Origin of the sequence: Amycolatopsis solani (assembly GCF_033441515.1) — a bacterium.
Lineage (GTDB): Bacteria > Actinomycetota > Actinomycetes > Mycobacteriales > Pseudonocardiaceae > Amycolatopsis > Amycolatopsis solani.
Genome location: NZ_JAWQJT010000001.1, coordinates 2,798,607 through 2,817,807, shown reverse-complemented (window position 1 = coordinate 2,817,807; position 19,201 = coordinate 2,798,607). Strand labels below are relative to the sequence as shown.

General features: G+C 71.3%; 20 protein-coding genes. 10 read left to right on the top strand and 10 right to left on the bottom strand.

Annotated elements, in window-relative coordinates; genetic code table 11:
* Positions 1 to 13: 13 nt before the first annotated feature.
* The 4 genes from SD460_RS13880 to SD460_RS13865 all read right to left on the bottom strand — a co-directional run bounded on the left by SD460_RS13880 (position 14) and on the right by SD460_RS13865 (position 5,682).
* Entirely contained in the window at positions 14 to 1,168 is a 1,155-nt protein-coding gene (locus tag SD460_RS13880) for an acyl-CoA dehydrogenase family protein (RefSeq protein WP_290049579.1), read from the bottom strand.
* Entirely contained in the window at positions 1,165 to 3,150 is a 1,986-nt protein-coding gene (locus SD460_RS13875) for an acetyl-CoA carboxylase biotin carboxylase subunit (protein WP_290049580.1), read from the bottom strand. The genes SD460_RS13880 and SD460_RS13875 overlap by 4 nt, the downstream gene beginning before the upstream one ends.
* 2 nt (positions 3,151 to 3,152) lie before the next feature.
* The gene (locus SD460_RS13870) at positions 3,153 to 4,766 is read right to left on the bottom strand and encodes a carboxyl transferase domain-containing protein (RefSeq protein WP_290049581.1); all 1,614 of its coding nucleotides are present in this window, start codon (positions 4,764 to 4,766) and stop codon (positions 3,153 to 3,155) included.
* Between the two features lie 145 nt (positions 4,767 to 4,911).
* Entirely contained in the window at positions 4,912 to 5,682 is a 771-nt protein-coding gene (locus tag SD460_RS13865) for an SGNH/GDSL hydrolase family protein (RefSeq protein ID WP_290049583.1), read from the bottom strand.
* A gap of 196 nt (positions 5,683 to 5,878) precedes the next feature.
* Here SD460_RS13865 and SD460_RS13860 point away from each other — a divergent pair, with 196 nt between their 5' ends.
* Positions 5,879 to 6,469, top strand: a complete 591-nt coding sequence (locus tag SD460_RS13860; protein WP_290049584.1) for an SACE_7040 family transcriptional regulator — start codon at positions 5,879 to 5,881, stop codon at positions 6,467 to 6,469.
* Between the two features lie 46 nt (positions 6,470 to 6,515).
* A complete protein-coding gene (locus SD460_RS13855; RefSeq protein ID WP_290049585.1) occupies positions 6,516 to 7,016 on the top strand; it encodes a hypothetical protein in 501 nt (166 codons plus the stop codon).
* Here the strand turns inward: SD460_RS13855 and SD460_RS13850 are convergent.
* On the bottom strand, positions 7,013 to 7,564 hold the full coding sequence (locus tag SD460_RS13850; RefSeq protein ID WP_318306215.1) for a TetR/AcrR family transcriptional regulator: 552 nt from the start codon (positions 7,562 to 7,564) through the stop codon (positions 7,013 to 7,015). The genes SD460_RS13855 and SD460_RS13850 overlap by 4 nt on opposite strands.
* An 84-nt stretch (positions 7,565 to 7,648) precedes the next feature.
* On the opposite strand from SD460_RS13850, the gene SD460_RS13845 reads away from it, so the two are divergent.
* The gene (locus SD460_RS13845) at positions 7,649 to 8,389 is read left to right on the top strand and encodes an SDR family oxidoreductase (RefSeq protein ID WP_290049588.1); all 741 of its coding nucleotides are present in this window, start codon (positions 7,649 to 7,651) and stop codon (positions 8,387 to 8,389) included.
* Position 8,390: 1 nt separating this feature from the next.
* On the opposite strand, the gene SD460_RS13840 is transcribed toward SD460_RS13845, so the two are convergent.
* A complete protein-coding gene (locus SD460_RS13840; protein WP_290049589.1) occupies positions 8,391 to 9,017 on the bottom strand; it encodes a TetR/AcrR family transcriptional regulator in 627 nt (208 codons plus the stop codon).
* Between the two features lie 68 nt (positions 9,018 to 9,085).
* On the opposite strand from SD460_RS13840, the gene SD460_RS13835 reads away from it, so the two are divergent.
* Positions 9,086 to 9,964, top strand: a complete 879-nt coding sequence (locus tag SD460_RS13835; RefSeq protein WP_290049591.1) for an AurF N-oxygenase family protein — start codon at positions 9,086 to 9,088, stop codon at positions 9,962 to 9,964.
* Between the two features lie 14 nt (positions 9,965 to 9,978).
* Complete coding sequence (locus tag SD460_RS13830; protein WP_290049593.1) at positions 9,979 to 10,236, top strand: hypothetical protein; 258 nt, start codon at positions 9,979 to 9,981, stop codon at positions 10,234 to 10,236.
* On the opposite strand, the gene metX is transcribed toward SD460_RS13830, so the two are convergent.
* Together metX and SD460_RS13820 are read right to left on the bottom strand one after the other, a co-directional pair.
* The gene (gene metX / locus SD460_RS13825) at positions 10,187 to 11,302 is read right to left on the bottom strand and encodes a homoserine O-acetyltransferase MetX (RefSeq protein WP_318306214.1); all 1,116 of its coding nucleotides are present in this window, start codon (positions 11,300 to 11,302) and stop codon (positions 10,187 to 10,189) included. The genes SD460_RS13830 and metX overlap by 50 nt on opposite strands.
* The gene (locus SD460_RS13820; protein ID WP_290049596.1) at positions 11,299 to 12,609 is read right to left on the bottom strand and encodes a bifunctional o-acetylhomoserine/o-acetylserine sulfhydrylase; all 1,311 of its coding nucleotides are present in this window, start codon (positions 12,607 to 12,609) and stop codon (positions 11,299 to 11,301) included. The genes metX and SD460_RS13820 overlap by 4 nt, the downstream gene beginning before the upstream one ends.
* A 152-nt stretch (positions 12,610 to 12,761) precedes the next feature.
* Here SD460_RS13820 and rdmE point away from each other — a divergent pair, with 152 nt between their 5' ends.
* Positions 12,762 to 14,312, top strand: coding sequence for an aklavinone 12-hydroxylase RdmE (gene rdmE / locus SD460_RS13815; protein ID WP_290049598.1), 1,551 nt, complete (start codon positions 12,762 to 12,764; stop codon positions 14,310 to 14,312).
* A gap of 15 nt (positions 14,313 to 14,327) precedes the next feature.
* Here rdmE and SD460_RS13810 read toward each other — a convergent pair whose 3' ends face one another.
* Positions 14,328 to 14,729, bottom strand: coding sequence for a hypothetical protein (locus SD460_RS13810; protein ID WP_290049600.1), 402 nt, complete (start codon positions 14,727 to 14,729; stop codon positions 14,328 to 14,330).
* A gap of 301 nt (positions 14,730 to 15,030) precedes the next feature.
* Here SD460_RS13810 and SD460_RS13805 point away from each other — a divergent pair, with 301 nt between their 5' ends.
* Genes SD460_RS13805 through SD460_RS13795 form a run of 3 tightly spaced genes read left to right on the top strand, consistent with a single transcriptional unit; the run spans position 15,031 to position 16,772 of the window.
* Entirely contained in the window at positions 15,031 to 15,957 is a 927-nt protein-coding gene (locus SD460_RS13805) for a hypothetical protein (RefSeq protein WP_290049602.1), read from the top strand.
* Complete coding sequence (locus tag SD460_RS13800) at positions 15,947 to 16,318, top strand: roadblock/LC7 domain-containing protein (protein WP_290049603.1); 372 nt, start codon at positions 15,947 to 15,949, stop codon at positions 16,316 to 16,318. The genes SD460_RS13805 and SD460_RS13800 overlap by 11 nt, the downstream gene beginning before the upstream one ends.
* Before the next feature lie 31 nt (positions 16,319 to 16,349).
* Entirely contained in the window at positions 16,350 to 16,772 is a 423-nt protein-coding gene (locus SD460_RS13795; RefSeq protein ID WP_290049604.1) for a hypothetical protein, read from the top strand.
* A gap of 60 nt (positions 16,773 to 16,832) precedes the next feature.
* On the opposite strand, the gene SD460_RS13790 is transcribed toward SD460_RS13795, so the two are convergent.
* The gene (locus tag SD460_RS13790) at positions 16,833 to 17,453 is read right to left on the bottom strand and encodes a class I SAM-dependent methyltransferase (protein WP_290049605.1); all 621 of its coding nucleotides are present in this window, start codon (positions 17,451 to 17,453) and stop codon (positions 16,833 to 16,835) included.
* Between the two features lie 50 nt (positions 17,454 to 17,503).
* Between SD460_RS13790 and SD460_RS13785 the strand changes: the two genes are divergently transcribed.
* Complete coding sequence (locus tag SD460_RS13785; protein WP_290049606.1) at positions 17,504 to 19,060, top strand: PucR family transcriptional regulator; 1,557 nt, start codon at positions 17,504 to 17,506, stop codon at positions 19,058 to 19,060.
* Positions 19,061 to 19,201: the final 141 nt, after the last annotated feature.

Sequence of the window (19,201 nt, the reverse complement as noted above, 5' to 3'; positions counted from 1 at the left end):
CCCTCTTGCGACGTCAGGCGACCCCGAGGTGGCGCGAGATCAGCATCTTCTGGACCTCGCTCGTCCCCTCGCCGATCTCCAGGATCTTGGCGTCGCGGTAGAACCGGCTCACCGGGAATTCGTTCATGAACCCGTAGCCGCCGAAGATCTGCGTCGCGTCACGGGCGTTGTCCATCGCCGCGTTCGACGCGACCAGCTTCGCGATCGACGCTTCCTTCTTGAACGGCTCGCCCCGCAGCATCTTCGACGCCGCCTGGTAGTACGCCAGGCGGGCCGTGTGCGTGCGGACCTCCATGTCGGCGACCTTGAACTGGATCGCCTGGTACTCCCCGATCCGCTTGCCGAACGCCACGCGGTCCTTCACGTACTTCAGGCACTCGTCGACGCAGCCCTGCGCCAGCCCCACCGACAGCGCGGCGATCGCGACCCGGCCCTCGTCCAAAATAGACAGGAACTGCGCGTACCCGCGGCCCCGCGTGCCGACCAGGTTCTCGACCGGCACCCGGACGTCCGAAAAGGACAGCTCGTGCGTGTCCGAGCAGTTCCAGCCGACCTTCGAGTACTTCGGCGCGACCGCAAAGCCGGGCGTGCCCGACGGGACGATGATCGCCGAGATCTCCTTGCGGCCGTTCTCCATCACGTCCGTCACCGCCGTGACCGTGACCAGCCGCGTGATGTCCGTGCCCGAGTTCGTGATGAACGCCTTGCTGCCGTTGATGACCCACTCGTCACCGTCCATCGTGGCGCGGGTGCGGGTCGCGCCCGCGTCCGAGCCGCCGCCCGGCTCGGTCAGGCCGAACCCGCCCAGCGCCGTGCCGGCGCAGAGGTCGGGGAGCCACTTCTCCTTCTGCTCCTGCGTCCCGAACCGGAAGATCGGCATCGCGCCCAGCGACACCCCGGCCTCCAGGGTGATCGCGACCGACGAATCGACCCGGGCCAGTTCCTCCAACGCCAGGCACAGCGCGAAGTAGTCCCCGCCCATGCCGCCGAACTCCTCGGGGAACGGGAGGCCGAACAGGCCCATCTCGGCCATCTTCGCGACGATCTCGTACGGGAATTCTTCCTTCTCGTACAGCTCGCCGATCACCGGCGCGACCTCGGCGTGCGCGAAGTCCTCGACGGTCTTGCGGAGGGCCTCGTACTCCTCGTCCAGGCGGAAGTCGATCACTGCTGCTCCTCTTGGGGCACTACTACGGCAAGGGTTTCGTCCAGCGCGACCTGTTGGCCCGCTCGGACGGGGAGTTCGCTGACCACGCCGTCGACCGGTGCGGTGACGGTGTGCTCCATCTTCATGGCTTCGACGACCAGCAACGGGGTCCCGGCCCGCACGACGTCACCCGCGGCGACCTTGACGACGAGCACCGTGCCCGGCATCGGGCTGGTGACCGGGCCCGATCCGGCCGCTTCGCCGCGCGACGACAGCACGAACTCCTGCTCCCCGAAGGGAAAGCTCAGGCCGTCACGGGCGAGCCAGACCGTCCGGTCGGGCGCGCAGGCGTGGCGGTAGCGGTGGAACCCGCCGGCGTGCCGGATCTCCAGGACGTCGCCGTCGCGCCGGGCCGAGACCTCGACCGGCTCGGCGTCGTCGACGAAGACCGTCGCGGCGGACGGCATGCCCTGCACCCGGACCACCGCGCGGGCAGTACCGGATTTGAGCCGGAACGTCACCCCGCCCGAGCCGCCCATCCGCCAGCCGTCCGGCACGTCCCACGGGTCCACAATGGACCCCGATGGCTGCAGTTCCAGGAATCGGTCCAGCGCGGCCGCGACGAAGAATTCCGCGGGGACGTTCGAGGAGACTAGTTCGGCCAGCCGCCGGTCGACCAGCTCGGTGTCGAGCCGGCCGGCGCGGACGTCGGCGTCCGCCAGCAGCCCGCGCAGGAACGCCGTGTTCGTGCCGACGCCCAACAGGGCCGTGTCCGCCAGCGCCAGGTCGAGCCGGTGCAGCGCCGCCGCGCGGTCCGGGCCCCACGCGATGACCTTGGCCAGCATCGGGTCGTAGTTCGAGCCGATCACCGCGCCGCGCGTCATCCACGAGTCGACGCGGACGCCGTCACCCGCCGGTTCGTGCACCGCCAGCACCGTCCCGCCGGTCGGGATGAACCCGCGCGCCGGGTCCTCGGCGTACACCCGCGCTTCGACGGCGTGTCCATTGAGGACGACGTCCTCCTGCGCTACGGTCAGGTGTTCCCCCGCCGCGACCCGGACCTGCCACTCGACCAGATCGAGGCCGGTGACCAGCTCGGTGACCGGGTGCTCCACCTGCAGCCGGGTGTTCATCTCCATGAAGAAGAACTCGTCCGGGTTGTGCGCCGACATGATGAACTCGACCGTGCCGGCCCCGACGTACCCGACCGAACGCGCGGCTTCGGCGGCCGCCGAGCCCATCTTTTCGCGCGTCTCGGGATCCAGCAGCACCGACGGCGCTTCCTCGATGATCTTCTGGTGCCGCCGCTGCAGGCTGCACTCGCGCTCGCCGAGGTGGATGACGTTTCCGTGCCGGTCGGCCATGACCTGGATCTCGATGTGCCGCGGCGTGGTGACGAACCGCTCCATCAGCAGCGTGTCGTCGCCGAAGGATCCCTTGGCCTCACGCCGCGCGGACTCGATCGCCGCGTCCAGCTCCTCCGGTCCGCGCACGAGCCGCATGCCCTTGCCGCCACCCCCGGCGGACGGCTTGAGCAGCAGCGGGTAGCCCACCTTCGCCGCGGCTTCCGCGAACCCGCCGTCGGGGATGTCCACGTCGGACGCGCCGGGCACGACCGGGACCCCGGCCTTCGACACCGTCGCCTTGGCGCGGATCTTGTCGCCCATGGCGTCGATCGCCTCGACCGGCGGCCCGATGAACACGAGACCGGCCGCCTCGCAGGCGCGCGCGAACTCGGCGTTCTCCGCCAGGAAGCCGTACCCCGGGTGCACGGCCTGCGCGCCCGACGACACGGCCGCGTCCACGATGGCCGGAATGGAGAGGTAGCTCTTCGAGGCCTCGGCGGGCCCGATCCGGACCGCGGTGTGCGCCTCGCGGACGTGCCGGGCCTCGGCGTCCGCGTCGCTGTACACCGCGACCGCGCGGATGCCGAGGTCCCGCAGCGTGCGGATGACCCGGACGGCGATCTCGCCGCGGTTGGCGACCAACACTGAGTCGAACATCATCACATCCGGAAGACGCCGTAGTTGACATCGGAAAGGGGCGCGTTGGCCGCCGTCGAGAGCGCGAGCCCGAGCACCGTGCGGGTGTCCGCCGGGTCGATGACGCCGTCGTCCCACAGCCGCGCGGTGGAGTAGTACGGGCTGCCCTGCGCCTCGTACTGCTCGCGGATCGGGTCCTTGAACGCTTCTTCGTCCTCGGCGGACCACTCGCCGCCGCGGGCCTCGATCGAGTCGCGGCGGACGGTCGAGAGCACCGACGCCGCCTGCTCGCCGCCCATCACCGAGATCCGCGCGTTCGGCCACATCCAGAGGAACCGCGGCGAGTACGCCCGGCCGCACATCGAGTAGTTGCCGGCACCGAACGAGCCGCCGATAACGACCGTTAACTTCGGCACGCGCGCGCAGGCCACAGCGGTGACCATCTTCGCGCCGTGCTTGGCGATGCCGCCGGCCTCATATGCGCGCCCGACCATGAAGCCGGTGATGTTCTGCAGGAACAGCAGCGGGATCGAGCGCTTGTCGCACAGCTCGATGAAGTGCGCGCCCTTCATGGCCGACTCCGCGAACAGCACGCCGTTGTTCGCGACGATGCCCACGGGGTGGCCGTGGATCCGGGCGAACCCGGTGACCAGCGTCGAGCCGTACTCCTTCTTGAACTCGCCGAACCGGCTGCCGTCGACGATCCGCGCGATCACCTCCCTTACGTCGTAAGGGGTGCGCGGGTCGGTCGGGACCACGCCGTACAGCTCCGCGGGATCGACGGCCGGAGCTTCGGTCGGGAGCACGTCCCACGGCCGCGGCGTGCGCGGACCGAGCGTGGACACGATGGACCGGACGATCCGCAGCGCGTGCGCGTCGTCGTCGGCCAGGTGGTCGGTGACGCCGGACTGGCGCGAGTGGACGTCGCCGCCGCCGAGCTCCTCCGCCGTGACGACCTCGCCGGTCGCAGCCTTCACCAGCGGCGGGCCGCCGAGGAAGATCGTGCCCTGGTTCCGGACGATCACGGCCTCGTCGCTCATCGCCGGCACGTACGCGCCGCCCGCCGTGCACGAGCCGAGCACCGCGGCGATCTGCGGGATGCCGCGCGCGGACATCGTCGCCTGGTTGTAGAAGATCCGGCCGAAGTGTTCACGATCCGGGAAGACGTCGTCCTGCTTGGGCAGGAACGCGCCGCCGGAGTCCACCAGGTAGACGCACGGCAGGTTGTTGTGGAGCGCGACCTCCTGGGCGCGGAGGTGCTTCTTCACCGTCATCGGGTAGTACGTGCCGCCCTTGACGGTGGCGTCGTTGGCGACGACCACGCACTCGCGCCCCGAGACGCGCCCGACCCCGGTGATGATCCCGGCGGACGGCGCTTCGTCGTCGTACAGTCCGTTCGCGGCCAGCGGCGACAGCTCGAGGAACGGCGATCCCGGATCCAGCAGCGTGTCGACGCGGTCGCGCGGGAGCAGCTTGCCGCGCTCGACGTGCCGCGTGCGCGCCTTCTCCGGCCCGCCCAGCCGGGCGCTTCCCAAACGTTTGCGGAGGTCCTCGACCAGCTCCGCGTGCGACGTCGCGTTGCGGGCGTAGGCCTCGCTGTCCGGGGCAGCAGACGTCCCCAGTACCGGCGTGTCCATGGGCTCCCTCGAAGTTAGCAGGCGTTAACCTACGCCCCGATGTTAGCGACCGCTAACGTGGGTGTCCAGTCGCCGGAATGCCGTGAAGGCCACCTCGAGGGAGTTGCGCTTCCTCGAGGTGGCCTTCACGAACTCGCGGGGAGGATCAGCCGATCGCGGCGCGCAGCGGCGTGTAGTAGCCGCCGGACTGTCCCGCCACGGTCGGGTGGTAGGACTCGATCACCGGCCAGGTCAGGCTGTGCAGGTAGTCGTCGGCCGACGAGCAGATGTTGTGCCCGACGAACGACGACCGGACGTCGACGAACGTCGCGCCCGCCGAAGCCGCCCGCGACTGGATCACCGACGCCAGGGTGTCGGCGCCCGAGTTGATCGCCGCGCGCTTGGTGTCGCTCAGGCCGACCCAGCAGGAGCCGGGCACGGTGTAGAAGCGCGGGTAGGACAGGACGACGAGCTTGGCGCCCGGCGCCTTCGCCTTGATCGCGTTGTAGGTGTTGGTCAGCAACGGCGGCAGCGTGTTGTTGACGTAGGTCTTCGCCGTGTTGACGCGGTTCGTGCAGTCCGAGTCGCTGCCGAGCGTGCAGGTCTGGATCACGTCGCTGAAGCCGGCGTCGTTGCCGCCAACGGTGACGGTGACCAGGGTCGCGTTGGACGGGATGGAGTTCGCCTGGCTGATCACGTCACCCGTGCGGGCGCCGGAGCAGGCCAGGAACGTGAACGAGGTGCCGCTGTGGGCGTTGGCCCACAACTGCGGGTACGCCTTCGAGCTGCGGTAACAGCTCCCGGAACTGCCGTAGCTGCCGGCTCCGACTCCCGAGGAGTAGGAGTCGCCGACCGCGGCGTAGACGGTCCCGGCGGCTTGGGCGAGGCCCGTCACGCCGAGAGAAGCAAGGACGACGGCCCCCAGGGCCGTGCTCAACCGGAGAAGGGATCGCCGTAACTTGCGGGTGGGAACAGCCATGGGTCACTCCTTTGTGACAGGGCCAGCCCGAATAGGACAGCAGGTGGACGGCCCACAAGGAACCCCTAGTTACCCGTAGGTAACCCACTCGGCTCACGCCGGAAGGAGGGAACGGGTGTTAGCGGTCGCTAACCTCGCGCTCTAATATGGCCGGATGCCGGCCAACTCCACGCCGCTCGTGAACGGCGAGAAGGCGAACAGACGCGAACAGATCATGTCCGCGGCCGCCGAGCTGTTCGCCCACCACGGGTTCCACGGCGTCGGCATCGACGACATCGGAGCCGCCGTCGGCATCTCCGGCCCGGCGCTCTACCGGCACTTCCGCAGCAAGGACGCGATCCTCGGCGAGATGCTGAACTCGATCAGCCGCTACCTGCTCGACGGCGGCACGAGGTGGGCGAGCAGGCCCGGCCCGCCGGACGACATCCTGGCCGGGCTCGTGGCGTTCCACGTCGGCTTCGCGCTCTCGCACCCGGCGCTGATCACCGTCCAGGAGCGCAACCTCGCGAACCTCACCGACGCCGACCGCAAGCAGGTGCGCGCGCTGCAGCGCCAGTACGTCGAGGTGTGGGTCAGCGCGATCCGCGAAGCCATGCCGGGCTTGGGAGAACGGCAGGCGCGGTCGGCGGCACACGCCGTGTTCGGTTTGATCAACTCGACCCCGTACAACCGCCATCTCGGTGACGGTGAACTCGCCGAACTGCTCTCCCGGCTCGCGCTGGGTGCGCTCCGCGCGGTGGGATGACCGTCCCGGATCAAGGTATCCCCACAACCGGCGCGGCTGGTGTTTGATGGGGCACGTGGAAGCGGACTGGAACGAGCAAAAGCTCGTCGAGAAGGCTCAGCGCGCACTGACCGCGCTGAGCCTCGGTGACGACGCGGAAGCCCTCGTCGAGGTCGCCCCGACGGCCGCCGCGCCGCAGGCCCGCGCGGACGAGACCAAGGCGCTGATGCTGCTGCTGTTCGGCGAGTGCAGCACGATGGTCGCCACCCTCGGCGACGGCGGCAGCGCCCCGGTCAAGGTCCAGGTCTTCGACGAGGACGGCGAAGAGGTCTCGATCGACCAGGCCGACCCGCCGGTCCGGACCGCGGTGCGCACGCTGCTCGCGGAGGTGCACGGCAACACGGAGGCGGCGCAGGAGCAGGTGGAGATCGCGCTGGCCAACGCGGCGCCGGACGAGGTCGACAGCCTGGTGCTGCAGGCACTGCGCTGGACGATCCGGCTGTCGGTGGAGTGCCTGGACCGCGACCTGCCGGTCGCCCCCTGGATCTCGGAAGCGGTCTCGGACTAGGGGTTCTTCAGCCCGTCGACGATCACCGCGACGAGCCGGTGCGCCCGCTCGTGCCATTCCGCACCCGGGATCCGCGACAGCGCGCCGAGCAGCAGGATGACGTCGGCCGCGTCGACGCCGGCACGGATCTCGCCGGCGGCCTGCCCCCGTTCGAGCAGGGTGCCGAGCGCTTCGTCGAGCCGGTGGTGCTGGCTGGAGTAGATCTCCTGCCAGGCCGGTACTTCGATCGCCGCCATCACCCCGCGCTTGACCCGCGCGTAGTCGACCAGCCGGTCCAGCCACTGGGACAGCGCGCAGAGCGGGGTGTGCTCCGCGAGGAGCGGCGTGACGGTGCCGACGAGCTGGTCCAGCTCGGCCCGGTACACCTCCGCCAGCAGGTGCTCACGGGTCGGGAAGTGGCGGTAGAGGGTGCCCTGCCCGACGCCCGCGGCCTTGGCGACCCGGTGCAGCTTCAGCTCGCTGACCGCACCGTTGGACTCGCTGAGCTCCGCCCGCGCGGCTTCGACGATCCGGTCGCGGTTCGCGACGGCGTCCGATCGGGTCACCACGACAGCCCCTTGCGTCGACGAAGTGGACAAGTGTCCGGTACGGTGGGAGCCAACCGGACAAGTGTCAGTTTAGCGGGAGGTGTCATGGCGAACGGACCGGACAAGGTCGTCGCGATCACGGGCGCGAGCAGCGGGATCGGCGAGGCGACCGCCCTGGAACTGGCCGGTCGCGGCGCCGCGGTCGTGCTCGGCGCGCGGCGCACGGACCGGCTCGAGGTGCTGGCGGAGAAGATCCGCGACGAAGGCGGCCGCGCGGAGGTGGTGGCGGTCGACGTCACCCGCCGCGCCGATGTCGAGCGGCTGGTGACCCACGCGGTCGAGCGCTTCGGCCGGCTCGACGTCCTGGTGGGCAACGCCGGCGTCGCCCGGATCGCGCCGGTGGGCGACCTCGACGTCGACGCCTGGGACGCGATGATCGACGTCAACCTCCGCGGTGTCCTGCACGGCATCGCCGCCGCGCTGCCGGTGTTCCGCGCGCAGGGCCGCGGGCACTTCGTCACCACGGTGTCGACGTCGGGTCTCAAGATCGTGCCTGCGCAGGCGGTCTACGCGGGGACGAAGAACGCCGTCCGCACGCTGCTGGAGGCGCTGCGGCAGGAGTCCACCGACGGCGTCCTGCGCACGACGTCGATCTCCCCCGGGTTCGTGCGCACCGAGCTGGTCGACCACGTCGAGGACCCCGCCCAGCGGGAGCAGGCCCAGCACGCGATGGCGGCGCTCGGCATCGCGCCCGAAGCCGTGGCGCGCGCGATCGCGTTCGCCGTCGAGCAGCCCGACGACGTCGAGATCGGCGAGCTCACCATCCGGCCCACCCGGCAGGGCTGAGTCAGGGGCGCAGCGAGCGGACGATCGGCGCGAGGTAGAGCTCGGCGAGCCGGCGGCGCTGAACGTCGTCGTCGACCGGCAGCACGGTGTCCGGGGTCAGCACCAGCGACACCACGATGCGGATCAGCAGCTCGGCCATCCCGTCGATGTCCTCGGCGGGCAGGCTGAGCCGCCCGGCGGCGATCTCCGCGTGGAAGTGCGCCGCGATCCGGGCGCGCGCGGCCGCGAACAGGCCGCCGGCCTGGACCGTCAGGTGCGGCAGGATCAGCTCCGGCTCCGTGCGCAGCAGGCGGGTGAGCAGCCGGTGGCCGCGCAGGTACCCCAGGGAGAAGCTCAACCCCTCGATGAGCTTCTCCTCCGGGGTGGCCTGCGCCTCGACGACGGCGTCGACCTTCGTCAAGAACCGCTTCATCTCCCGCAGGATCAGCGCGCCCAGCAGCTGGTCCTTCTTCGGGAAGTACCGGTAGATGGTCACGCGCGACAGGCCGACGCGGCGCGCGACGTCGTCGACGGTGAACCGGCGCAGCCCGAAGTCCTCGGCCTGGGTGAGCGCCGCGCCCATGATCCGTTCGGAGGTCTCGTCGCCGGGCAGTTCGGCTTCGAGCGCGTGCTTCAGGAGGTCGCGCATGCGCTGACTTTACATCTTGACGGAGATTGTTTCATGCGTTCTAGTGTTCAACGACACAGGGAGGCAGCATGGGTGATCGCGAAGCCACCGCCGAACGACTGCTCCGCTCGAGCGCCCGGCTCTCCTACGACCCGGACGTCGACGTCCACTGGGACGCGTCGCTGAACGAAGACCAGTTCTTCATCCCCGAGAAGCTCGTTTCGCTGTACGGCACGCCGGTCTGGGACACGCTGAGCCGCGCGCAGCGGATCGAGCTGTCGCGCCAGGAGCTCGTGAACACCGTCAGCGTCGGGATCTGGTTCGAGCTGATCCTCATGCAGATGCTGCTGCGCGCGTCCTACGACCAGGACCCGACGACCCGGCACGTGCACTACGCGCTGACCGAGGTCGCCGACGAATGCCGGCACTCCACGATGTTCGCGCGGCTGATCGAGCACGTCGACGGGCGGCCGTACCGCAACAACCGCTGGCTGCAGCGGTCCGCGCAGGCGCTGCCGTCGATCCTGCACGGGCCGGCGATGTGGGTGGCGACGCTGATCGGGGAAGAGATCTTCGACGCGCTGCAGCGCGAACACCTCGACGACGAGTCGGTGCAGCCGGTGGTGCGCGCGGTGATGCGGATCCACGTGACGGAGGAGGCCCGCCACGTCCGGTACGCGCGGGACGACCTGGTCCGCTCGCTGGCCGGCGCGCCGTGGTGGCGCAAGGAGTTCGCCAGGGTGGTGGTCGCGGTCGGCGCGCTGCTGATGTCCCGGCTGCTGTCGCGCCCGCGGCAGTACCTGCGCGCGGGCATCGACCCCGGCGTCGCGGTGGCCGCCGCGCGGGCGAGCACGCACCGGCGGGAGACACTGGCCTTCGGAGCCCGCAAGCTCGTCCGGTTCCTGAAGGAGAACGACCTGATCGGCGGCCCGAGCGCGGTGCTGTGGCGCCGCGCCGGGATGCTCTAGACGAAGGGAACGGCATGGCGTTCAAGGATCTGCTCGCCGCCGGCACCGGCCGGCTCGCCGACCGCATCGCCACCGCGGGCGACGAAGCGGGCGACCGCGCGGACGACGTCGCCTGGCGGGTCGCGAAACTGTCCGACCGCGCCGCGGAACGGCTCGGCGACTACGCGGCCCAGACGTCCCGGCGGCTCGCGAACACGTTGGTGCGCCTGGGAGAACGCGTGACTAACCCAGAAGCGCCTTCACCAGTGACGCGATCTGACCGGACTCGATGAGGAACGAGTCGTGGCCGTACGGTGAGGAAACCACCGACGGCTCCGCGGTTCCCGGGATCCCGGCGGCGATTTCCGCCGTCTGGTACAGCGGGTAGAGCCGGTCGCTGTCCACCCCGCCGATCACCGCGCGGGCGGTCACCCGGCCCAGCGCGGCCGCGACCCCGCCGCGGTCGCGGCCGACGTCGTGGGTGTTCATCGACTCCGTCAGCACCAGGTAGCTGTTCGCGTCGAACCGGCGCACCAGCTTGGCGGCGTGGTGGTCCAAATAGGACTCGACGGCGAACCGCCCGCCGCGCAACGGATCCTCGTCGCCCTGGTACGCCCGGTCGAACCGCTGGGCCAGCTCCGGCTCGCTGCGGTAGGTGACGTGCGCGATCCGGCGGGCGATGCCGAGCCCGGCCGCCGGCCCCGAGGGGGCCGAGTAGTAGTCGCCGCCGTGGAAGTGCGGGTCGCTGCGGATCGCGTGCAGCTGCGGGGCCGCCCAGGCGATCTGCTCGGCCGACGCCCGCGCGGTGGAAGCCAGCACCAGCACCGAAGCCACCCGCTCGGGCAGCGAAACCGCCCACTCCAGCGCGCGCATCCCGCCCATGGACCCGCCGGCGACGGCGGCCCAGCGTTCGATGCCGAGGTGGTCGGCCAAAACGGCCTCCGACGCCACCTGGTCCCGGACCGTCACGACCGGGAACCGGCTGCCCCACGGCCGGCCGTCGAGGTCCGACGACGGCCCGGTCGACCCCTGGCAGCCGCCCAGCACGTTCGGGACCACGACGAAGTACTCGTCGGTGTCGAACGCCTTCCCCGGCCCGATCAGCGCGTCCCACCAGCCCGCGTTCGGGTGCCCCGGCTCGAGCGGCCCGGCCGCGTGGCTGTCGCCGGTCAGCGCGTGCTCGACGAGGATCGCGTTGGACGCGTCGGAGTTCAGCGTCCCCCAGGTCTCGTACGCGAGCGTGAAGGACGGCAGCGCGCCACCGGCCTCCAGCGCGAGCGCGCCGGGGCCGGTGACGAACTGACGGCGGCCGGGCGGATCACCGATCCGCCAGGCGCCGGTGACGGGGTCAGCCGTCACAGTTCCGCCTTGGCCGCCCGGAATCCGGCCTCCAGGTCGGCCTTGAGGTCCTCGAGCCCCTCCAGCCCGACGGCGAGCCGGACGAGGCCGGGCGTGACGCCGCTGGAGAGCTGTTCCTCCGGGCTGAGCTGGCTGTGCGTGGTCGACGCCGGGTGCACGATCAGGCTGCGGACGTCGCCGATGTTCACCAGCTGGCTGTGCAGCTCGGTGCCGTCGACGAACTTGCGGCCCGCCTCGACGCCGCCGCGCAGGTCGAACGACAGGACCGCGCCCGCGCCGCGCGGCAGGTACTTCTGCGCCGCGGAGTAGAACGGGCTCGACGGCAGGCCGGCGTAGTAGACCTTCTCGACCTCGTCGCGCTGCTCCAGCCACTCGGCCAGCGCCTGCGCGTTGGAGACGTGCCGCTCGAGGCGCAGCGACAGCGTCTCGATGCCCTGCAGGATCAGGAAGCTGTTCAACGGCGAGATCGCCGCGCCGGTGTCGCGCAAGATCTGGACGCGCGCCTTGGCCGCGTACGCGCCCGGGCCGAGCGCCTCCCAGTACTTGAGACCGTGGTAGCTCGGGTCCGGCTCGGTGAAGCCCGGGAACTTCGCCGGGTCCTTGCCGAAGTCGAACGTGCCGCCGTCGACCAGCACGCCGGCCACCGTGGTGCCGTGACCGCCGAGGTACTTCGTCGCGGAGTGCACGACGACGTCGGCGCCGTGCTCGATCGGGCGCACCAGGTACGGCGTCGGCACCGTGTTGTCGACGACGAGCGGGACGCCGGCCTCGTGCGCGACGTCGGCGACGCCCCGGATGTCGAGGACGTTGCTGCCCGGGTTGGCCAGCGTCTCGGCGAAGAACAGCTTCGTGTTCGGCCGGACGGCGGCGCGCCACTGCTCCAGGTCGTCCTGGTCGTCGATGAACGTGACCTCGACGCCGAGCTTCGGCAGCGTGTAGTGGAAGAGGTTGTAGGTGCCGCCGTAGAGCGACGGGCTCGAAACGAAGTGGTCGCCCGCGCCCGCCAGGTTGAGGATCGCCGCCGTGGTCGCGGCCGAGCCGGACGCGAACGCCAGCGCCGCGACACCGCCTTCGAGCGCGGCGAGCCGCTGCTCCAGCACGTCCTGGGTCGGGTTCATGATCCGCGTGTAGATGTTGCCGGGCTCGGCGAGGCTGAACAGGTCGGCGCCGTGCTGGCTGTCGCGGAAGACGTACGACGTCGTCTGGTAGATCGGGGTCGCCCGCGCGCCCGTCGCCGGGTCCGGCGCGGCGCCCGCGTGGATCTGCTTGGTCTCGAAGGACCACGCCGAGGTGTCGTCCGCGCTCATCGGTTTCTCCTTGCGGCTCAAGGGTTCAAGGGGACTTCCGGGCCGAAGCTACTGGGCCGAACGGAGCACCCCAACCGTTCCCACGTCCTGGGAGTACCACGCGCTTGGAAAACTAATCTCTCTGTAGCTAAGATACTTTTATAGTGAGATTCATGGACAGGGAGGTAGTCGTGCCGGAGCGGGTACAGGTGCTGGTCGTGGGGGCCGGACTGGGCGGGTTGTCGGCGTCGCTGTTCCTCGCGCGGGCCGGAGTGGACGTGCTGACCGTCGAACGGCACGCCGGGACGTCGGTCCACTCGCGCGCCGCCGGGCAGAACTGGCGCACGATGGAGTTGTTCCACTGGGCGGGCATCGACCGCGAAGTGCTGGCGGTGAGCCCGCGCGCGTCGCAGGGGCTGCGGATCACCGTCGCGACCAGCCTGGCCGGTCGCGTGCTGCACCGGCTCGCCGAAGACGGCAGCGAATTCGACGTCTCAGCTTCGACCACGCTGCCCGCCGGCATGGCCGGGCAGGACGTCGTCGAGCCGATCCTGCTCGCGCACGCGGAGAAGGCGGGTGCGCGGGTCCGCTTCCGCACCGAGCTCGTCGAGCTCGCGCCGGACGACGACGGCGTCACCGCGACGCTGCGGCACCGCGATTCGGACGAGGAGACGGTGGTGCGCGCGGACTACGTCATCGCTGCCGACGGCGGCCGCAGCGGCATCCGGGCCCGGCTCGGCATCGGGACCACCGGGCTGGACGCGCTGAGCCACTGCCTCGGCGTGGTGTTCGACGCCGACCTCGGCGACCGCGTCCAGGCCGGCGTGACCGACCTGTTCTACCTGCAGCACCCCGAATTCACGGCCGGGCTGGTCACCACCGACGTGCCGGACCGGTACGTCTTCGCGCCGGACTACTTCCCGGAGAAGGGCGAGAGCCCGGCGGACTTCACCCCCGAACGGCTCGTGGCGATGATCCGCGGCGCCACCGACCTGCCGGACCTCGACCCGCGGATCGTCTGGACCGGGTCGTGGGAGGTCGCCGCGCGGCTGGCCGACCGGTTCCGCGACGGGCGCGTCTTCCTGGTCGGCGACGCGGCGAAGGTGACGCCGCCGACGGGCGGACTGGGCGGCAACACGGCGGTGGGTGACGCCGCGGACATCGCGTGGAAGCTCGCGGCGGTGCTGCGCGGCGAAGCGGGCCCGGCGCTGCTCGACACCTATGAAGCCGAGCGCAGGCCGATCGCGCGGATGGTCGTCGACACGTCCCTCCACAATATGAAGCAGCGCATGCACCCCGGTCTCGACGTCTCGGGGATCACGCCGGCGGAGGACCCGCTGGGCATCGTGCTCGGGTTCCGCTACCGCTCGACGGCAATCCTGCCGGAGGGGCCCGATGACGGCGAGCGCGTCGAGGACGTGCACGCGCCGACCGGACGGCCCGGCTTCCGGGCGCCCGGCCTGACGTCCACTTTGGACTTGCTGGGCCGGTCGTGGGTGCTGCTCTGCGCAGGTGACGGATCGGCGTGGACCCCGGCCGCGGCGGCCGCCGGGATCGACTGCCACGTCGTCGAGGACGGACTGTTCGCCGCGCGCTACGGGCTTTCGGAGGGTGGCGCATCGCTCGTGCGTCCGGACGGCATCGTCGCGTGGCGCGCCCCGGGACCCGTCGACGACCCGGTGGGCGAGCTGCGGCGGGTGCTCGACACGGTGCTCTCGCGTTAGTCGCGCCGCCCCCGCTCACCCCGCCGCCGGCCGGCGGGCGACGGCGGCGAAGTGCTCGTGCAGCTCCCGGACGTGCTGGGCCCAGAACAGCTGGCGCCCGCCGCGGGTGCGCGGGACCGTCAGCCCCTTCCGGCTCGCGAGCCGGTAGAAACCCGGGCCGGCGTCGTCCGCGCCGAGGTTGCGGACGAGCGCGCCGAGCAGCCGGCCGCCCGCCTCCGCGAACGCCGCCTCGGAGATGCGATCGAGCAGGTAGGCCATGCTCGCGCGGCCGGCGCCGGTCGTGAAGTCGAACCCGGCGACGCCGGTGGCGCGCACGAGCGCGGCCGCGAATTCGCCGTAGGAAGTGGTCCGGTCCGCCACGGCCTTGGCGATCAGGATCGTCCGGCCGGCCGCGATCATCTTTTTCCATTCCGCCACGTCACGTCCGTACAAGCCGATCACCTCGTGCTTTCGAAAACCGTTCGCCGTGAACAAGCGCGAGAGAATGCCACAAGATCGATCGGCGCTTCCACTGGGGTATGCCTTGCGGCGCAAGGAGATTCACTGCGGAGTGGACAGTTCTTTTCGGTCTCCCGGCGGTCGCGACAGGAATTTTCGGGCATTGCGAAAATCGGGGGAACCCTCTGGGAACGCGAGCACGGGTGCCATAGAGTCGGCCACTCCTCGAGCCCGAAACCGATCTTTCGGGCCGCCATTTCCGGAAACAGCCAGGAGTGCGGTGAGCGAAACGCCGTCGTTCGACTTCCTCGCGTGGGTGCTGAGCGCCTGCCGGGCCGAGGGGACCACCGGCTCGCTCTACCTCGCGGGCCGCCCCGGCGGCGTGTTCCACCTGCGCGAAGGGGCCGTGGTGGCGATCAACAGCCCGGGCGCGCCGGGGACGGACGCGCTGCTGCTGCGCTCGGGCCGGATCCGCGAGGAGGACTGGTCCGCGGTGCTGCGCGCCGGCGGGACCGTCCCGCTCGGCGACCTCCTCGCCGACGCCGGGATCGGCGCCGCCGAACTGCGGCTGATCACCACCATGGCCGCCCAGGACGGCGCGTTCGCCGTGGTCGCGGGCACGATCGACGAGTACGCCGTCGACCCCCGACCGCTCGACGTGCCCGTACCGGTCAGCCCGGGCCTGGACCTCGACCGGCTGCTGACCGAAACCCGGCGGCGGATCGACGCGCTGGCCGCGTTGCCGACGCCGGTGTCGCCGTACCGCGAACGCCTCGTGCCGGTCCCCGCCGCACCCGCGCCGAGCCGCACGCGGCGCGACATCGTCGCCTGCGCGAACGGCCGCCGCTGCGCGCGGGACATCGCGTTCCTGTTGGGGCGCAACGTCTTCCCGGTGACGGTCGAGGTGTCCCGGCTGATCGGCGACGGGCTGCTCGCCATCGCCGAGGGCGTCCCGCCGGGCACCGGTGGCCCCCATCGCCCGCTGCGCCCCCGGGATCCCGCCCCGGAGGCCGCCGCCGCGGACCCGGACCCGGACCTGCCGCAACGGGATCCCGGGGCCAGCGGCGCCGGGGACGACCGGCGGCCCTCCGGCTGGCAGGTGCTGCCCCGGCTGCTCAACCGCATCCGCGCCGGACCGCCGGGCACCGCGCCCGAGCCGAACACCGACGAACCCGAGGACCGGAAAGGAACCGCACGTGGACCGTGACGCGCTGGTCGCCGAGCTCAACGCGCTCCGGCGGGGGGTGAGCGGGGTCACCGACACCCTCGTGGCCGGTGTGGACGGCCTGCTCATCGTGGCCGACACCGAAGACCGGATCGACCCCGAGAGCGTCTCCGCGCTCGCCGCCGCCCACCTCGGGCTGGCGCACACGACCGCCGCCACCATCGGCCAAGGCGCATTCCGCCAGGCCGTCGTCCGCAGCAGCGGCGGCTACCTGGCCGTCTACTCCGTCGACCGGCTCGCGCTGATGGTCGTGCTCGGCGACGAAGGCCTCGACATCGGCCGCCTGCACCACGCTTCCCTGCCCACGATCGAGCGCATCGGCTCGATCCTCACTGCCTGCTGAAACCCCGAAAACCGGAAGAAGGAGAACGGACATGCTGGGCAACGGCCAGACCATGTCGGACCAGATGACCGTCTTGGTCAAGCGGATGCGGCAGGAGGTGTCCGAATGCCTGGCTTCCGGCGTGGTCGACCTGGCCACCGGCATGCTGCTGTCGGTCGAGACGACCGACGCCCACCCGCCGGAAGTGCTGGACCTGCTGGCCGGGGCGACCCTCGACCTGTTCCAGGGCCGCACGGTCGTGATGATCGAAGACATCTTCAAGGAGCGTCGCGCGGTCGCGAGCAACGAGCACTACTTCCAGGAGATCCTGGTCAACAGCGCCAACCTGACGCACCTGTTCCTGCGGGACAACCGGAACGCCGACGTGGTCGCCGTCGTCGTGTGCCCGCGGTCGGCGAACATCGGCATGCTCCTCGCCGGTGCGCGCCGCGTGGTCAAGAGCGTCGAGCTCTGACCCCCTGAACGCCTGCCGGGGCGGTGCGTCCGCCCGCCACCGCCCCGGTAGGCCCTGGGCTCACCGCCGTCCGAGCACCCAGTGGAAGGTCGCCGGGCCTTCGGGTTCCTCGATCGTCACCGGTTCGTCCACTTCGAGCGTGAAGCCCGCGACTTCGAGTGAACGACGGTTAACCGCCGGTGCGTGACTGCTGAAGAACATCGGCGTCCCTAGCCAGTCGGCTTCGACGCCGTTCGCTTCTCTGCAGCCGAGCGCGGCCAGGAACCAGCCGCCGGGACGCAGCCAGCCGGCGATCCGCGAGAAGAGCGCGCCCTGGTCCTCGCGCGGCACGTGCAGCACGGAGTAGAACGCCGTGACGGCGTCGAAGCTGCCGTCCGGAAAGGACACCGCGGTCATGTCACCCTGTTCGAACCGCGCGCCGGGGACGTTGCGCCGCGCCAGTTCCAGTTGCGTCGCGGAGAGGTCGACCCCGACGACGTCGTGACGCGCGGCCAGTGCCGCCGTGCACGGGACGCCGGCCCCGCAGCCGAGGTCGAGCACCCGGGCGCCGTCGGGGAGGAGGTCGGTCAGCCGCGCCAGGAAGCGCATCCGGGGTTCGTCCTCGATCCGGGCGCTCCACTCGAGGTACCGCTGCGCCGAGCTGTCGTAGCCGGATTCGACGATCCGCCGGGCCTCGTTCACCCCTTCGACCCTACCGAGCCGTCCACCGGTTTCTCGGCCAGAATGTCCCCGTGGTCTCGGTGCGCAGCGTGGTCGACCGGGTGGGGCCGACGCTGCTCCACGCACTCCAGGTGCCCGACGACTCCCCCGCGGTCGCCGACGTCGTCATCGCCGAGCCCGGCGGCGCGGTCACGCTGTCGGCCGGGGACCTCGTGCTCGGCGTCGCCACGACCGGCCCGGAAGACGCCGCCGAACTGGTGCGCCAGAGCGCCGGGCAGGGCGCCGCCGCGGTGCTGCTCAAGCCGCCCGTCGCCGGGAAGCCGTCGGTGAAGCGGGCCGCGAAGGCGAGTGGGATCGCGCTGGTCCAGGTGCACGCGGCGACGTCGTGGGCGCAGCTCGTGTGGCTGCTGCGGACGGTCCTCGACGCCCTCGCCGACGAGTCCGAAGACCTCGACCCCGGCTCCGGCGACCTCTTCCGGCTCGCCGACGCCGTCGCTTCCGTCGTGGACGCCCCGGTGACCATCGAGGACACCAACTCGCGCGTGCTCGCCTACTCCGCGCGCCAGGACCTCACCGACCCCGCGCGCGTCGCCACGATCATGGGCCGCCGCATCCCCGACGACGTGCTCGCGCGGTTCCGGTCGCGCGGGGTGTTCCGGGAGCTGTCGCGCGGACGGCAGACGATCTTCGTCCCCGCCCAGCGCGACGGCACGCTGCCGCGGCTGATCGTGCCGATCCGGATGGGCGGCGAGCTGCTCGGGTCGATGTGGGCGGTCGTCGCCGGTCCGGTGTCCGACGAGCGCGCGGCCGCGTTCGCCGACGCCGCGCCCGTCGTCGCGCTGCACCTGCTGCGGCGGCGCGCGCACACCGACGCGCAGCGCCGCGCGTCCGCCGAACTGCTGCGCGGAGTTCTCGAAGGCCGGGCGAACCCGCGCAAGGCGATGGCGGAGCTGGACCTGTCCGACGAGCCGCACCGCGTGGTCGTCATCGAGGTCACCGGCGGCGACGGGCGCGACGCCGAGGGCCTGCGGCTCGCGCTGCTCGAACGCATTTCCCAGGGCATCGGGCGCCGTCCGGTGGCGACCGAGCTGGGCGGGCTGCTCTACGCGGTGGTCCCGGACCGGCCGGGCCCCGGCGGCTGGGCGGAACTGCGCGAGGCTCTCGTCGCGACGGGACCGTCCCGTCGCGGCGGTGTTCCGCGCGCCGCGGCGGGCGCGCCCGGCGAGATCGGCGACCTCTCGGCGTCGCGCGTCCAGGCCGACGAAGCCCTCGGACTGCTGCGCGCGGAGCTGCTAGACGAGCGCGTGATCACCTTCGACGAAGCCTGGACGGCGTTGACCCTGCACCGCGGCGCGACCGCGGCGGCCGGCGCGAGGGTCGCCGAACTCGGCCCGCTGAGCACCCTGCGCGCGCACGACGAGACGGGCAAGGCCGGCTACGTCGAGACGCTGTACGAGTGGCTGCGCCACCCCGGCGACCCGCGGGCGGCGGCGCGGGAGCTGCGGATCCACCCGAACACCCTGCGGTACCGGATGCGGAAGCTGCTGGAACTGGTCCCCCTGGACCTCGACGACCCCGACGTCCGGCTGGCGCTGCTGACCCAGCTGGTCGCGCTGCACTGGAGCTGATTGCGCCATTCGGCCCAATACGCGACGCCTGCGTTGCTCCGCATGGATCGCGCCGATCGTCCGGATTGTGTTTTCCAGCCGAAAGGTGGGTGGATTCCGGTGATCGCCTGACGCACCTTTCTCTGCACCACCCGGCGCGGC

What these genes read in the sequence shown, in the direction of transcription:
- SD460_RS13855 (WP_290049585.1), top strand. Translation starts at nt 6,516, where the DNA reads ATGGGGCACGTGGAAGCGGACTGGAACGAGCAAAAGCTCGTCGAGAAG.
- rdmE (WP_290049598.1), top strand. Translation starts at nt 12,762, where the DNA reads ATGGACAGGGAGGTAGTCGTGCCGGAGCGGGTACAGGTGCTGGTCGTG.
- SD460_RS13795 (WP_290049604.1), top strand. Translation starts at nt 16,350, where the DNA reads ATGCTGGGCAACGGCCAGACCATGTCGGACCAGATGACCGTCTTGGTC.
- SD460_RS13845 (WP_290049588.1), top strand. Translation starts at nt 7,649, where the DNA reads ATGGCGAACGGACCGGACAAGGTCGTCGCGATCACGGGCGCGAGCAGC.
- SD460_RS13840 (WP_290049589.1), bottom strand. Translation starts at nt 9,017, where the DNA reads ATGCGCGACCTCCTGAAGCACGCGCTCGAAGCCGAACTGCCCGGCGAC.
- SD460_RS13870 (WP_290049581.1), bottom strand. Translation starts at nt 4,766, where the DNA reads ATGGACACGCCGGTACTGGGGACGTCTGCTGCCCCGGACAGCGAGGCC.
- SD460_RS13860 (WP_290049584.1), top strand. Translation starts at nt 5,879, where the DNA reads ATGCCGGCCAACTCCACGCCGCTCGTGAACGGCGAGAAGGCGAACAGA.
- SD460_RS13835 (WP_290049591.1), top strand. Translation starts at nt 9,086, where the DNA reads ATGGGTGATCGCGAAGCCACCGCCGAACGACTGCTCCGCTCGAGCGCC.
- SD460_RS13820 (WP_290049596.1), bottom strand. Translation starts at nt 12,609, where the DNA reads ATGAGCGCGGACGACACCTCGGCGTGGTCCTTCGAGACCAAGCAGATC.
- SD460_RS13830 (WP_290049593.1), top strand. Translation starts at nt 9,979, where the DNA reads ATGGCGTTCAAGGATCTGCTCGCCGCCGGCACCGGCCGGCTCGCCGAC.
- SD460_RS13875 (WP_290049580.1), bottom strand. Translation starts at nt 3,150, where the DNA reads ATGTTCGACTCAGTGTTGGTCGCCAACCGCGGCGAGATCGCCGTCCGG.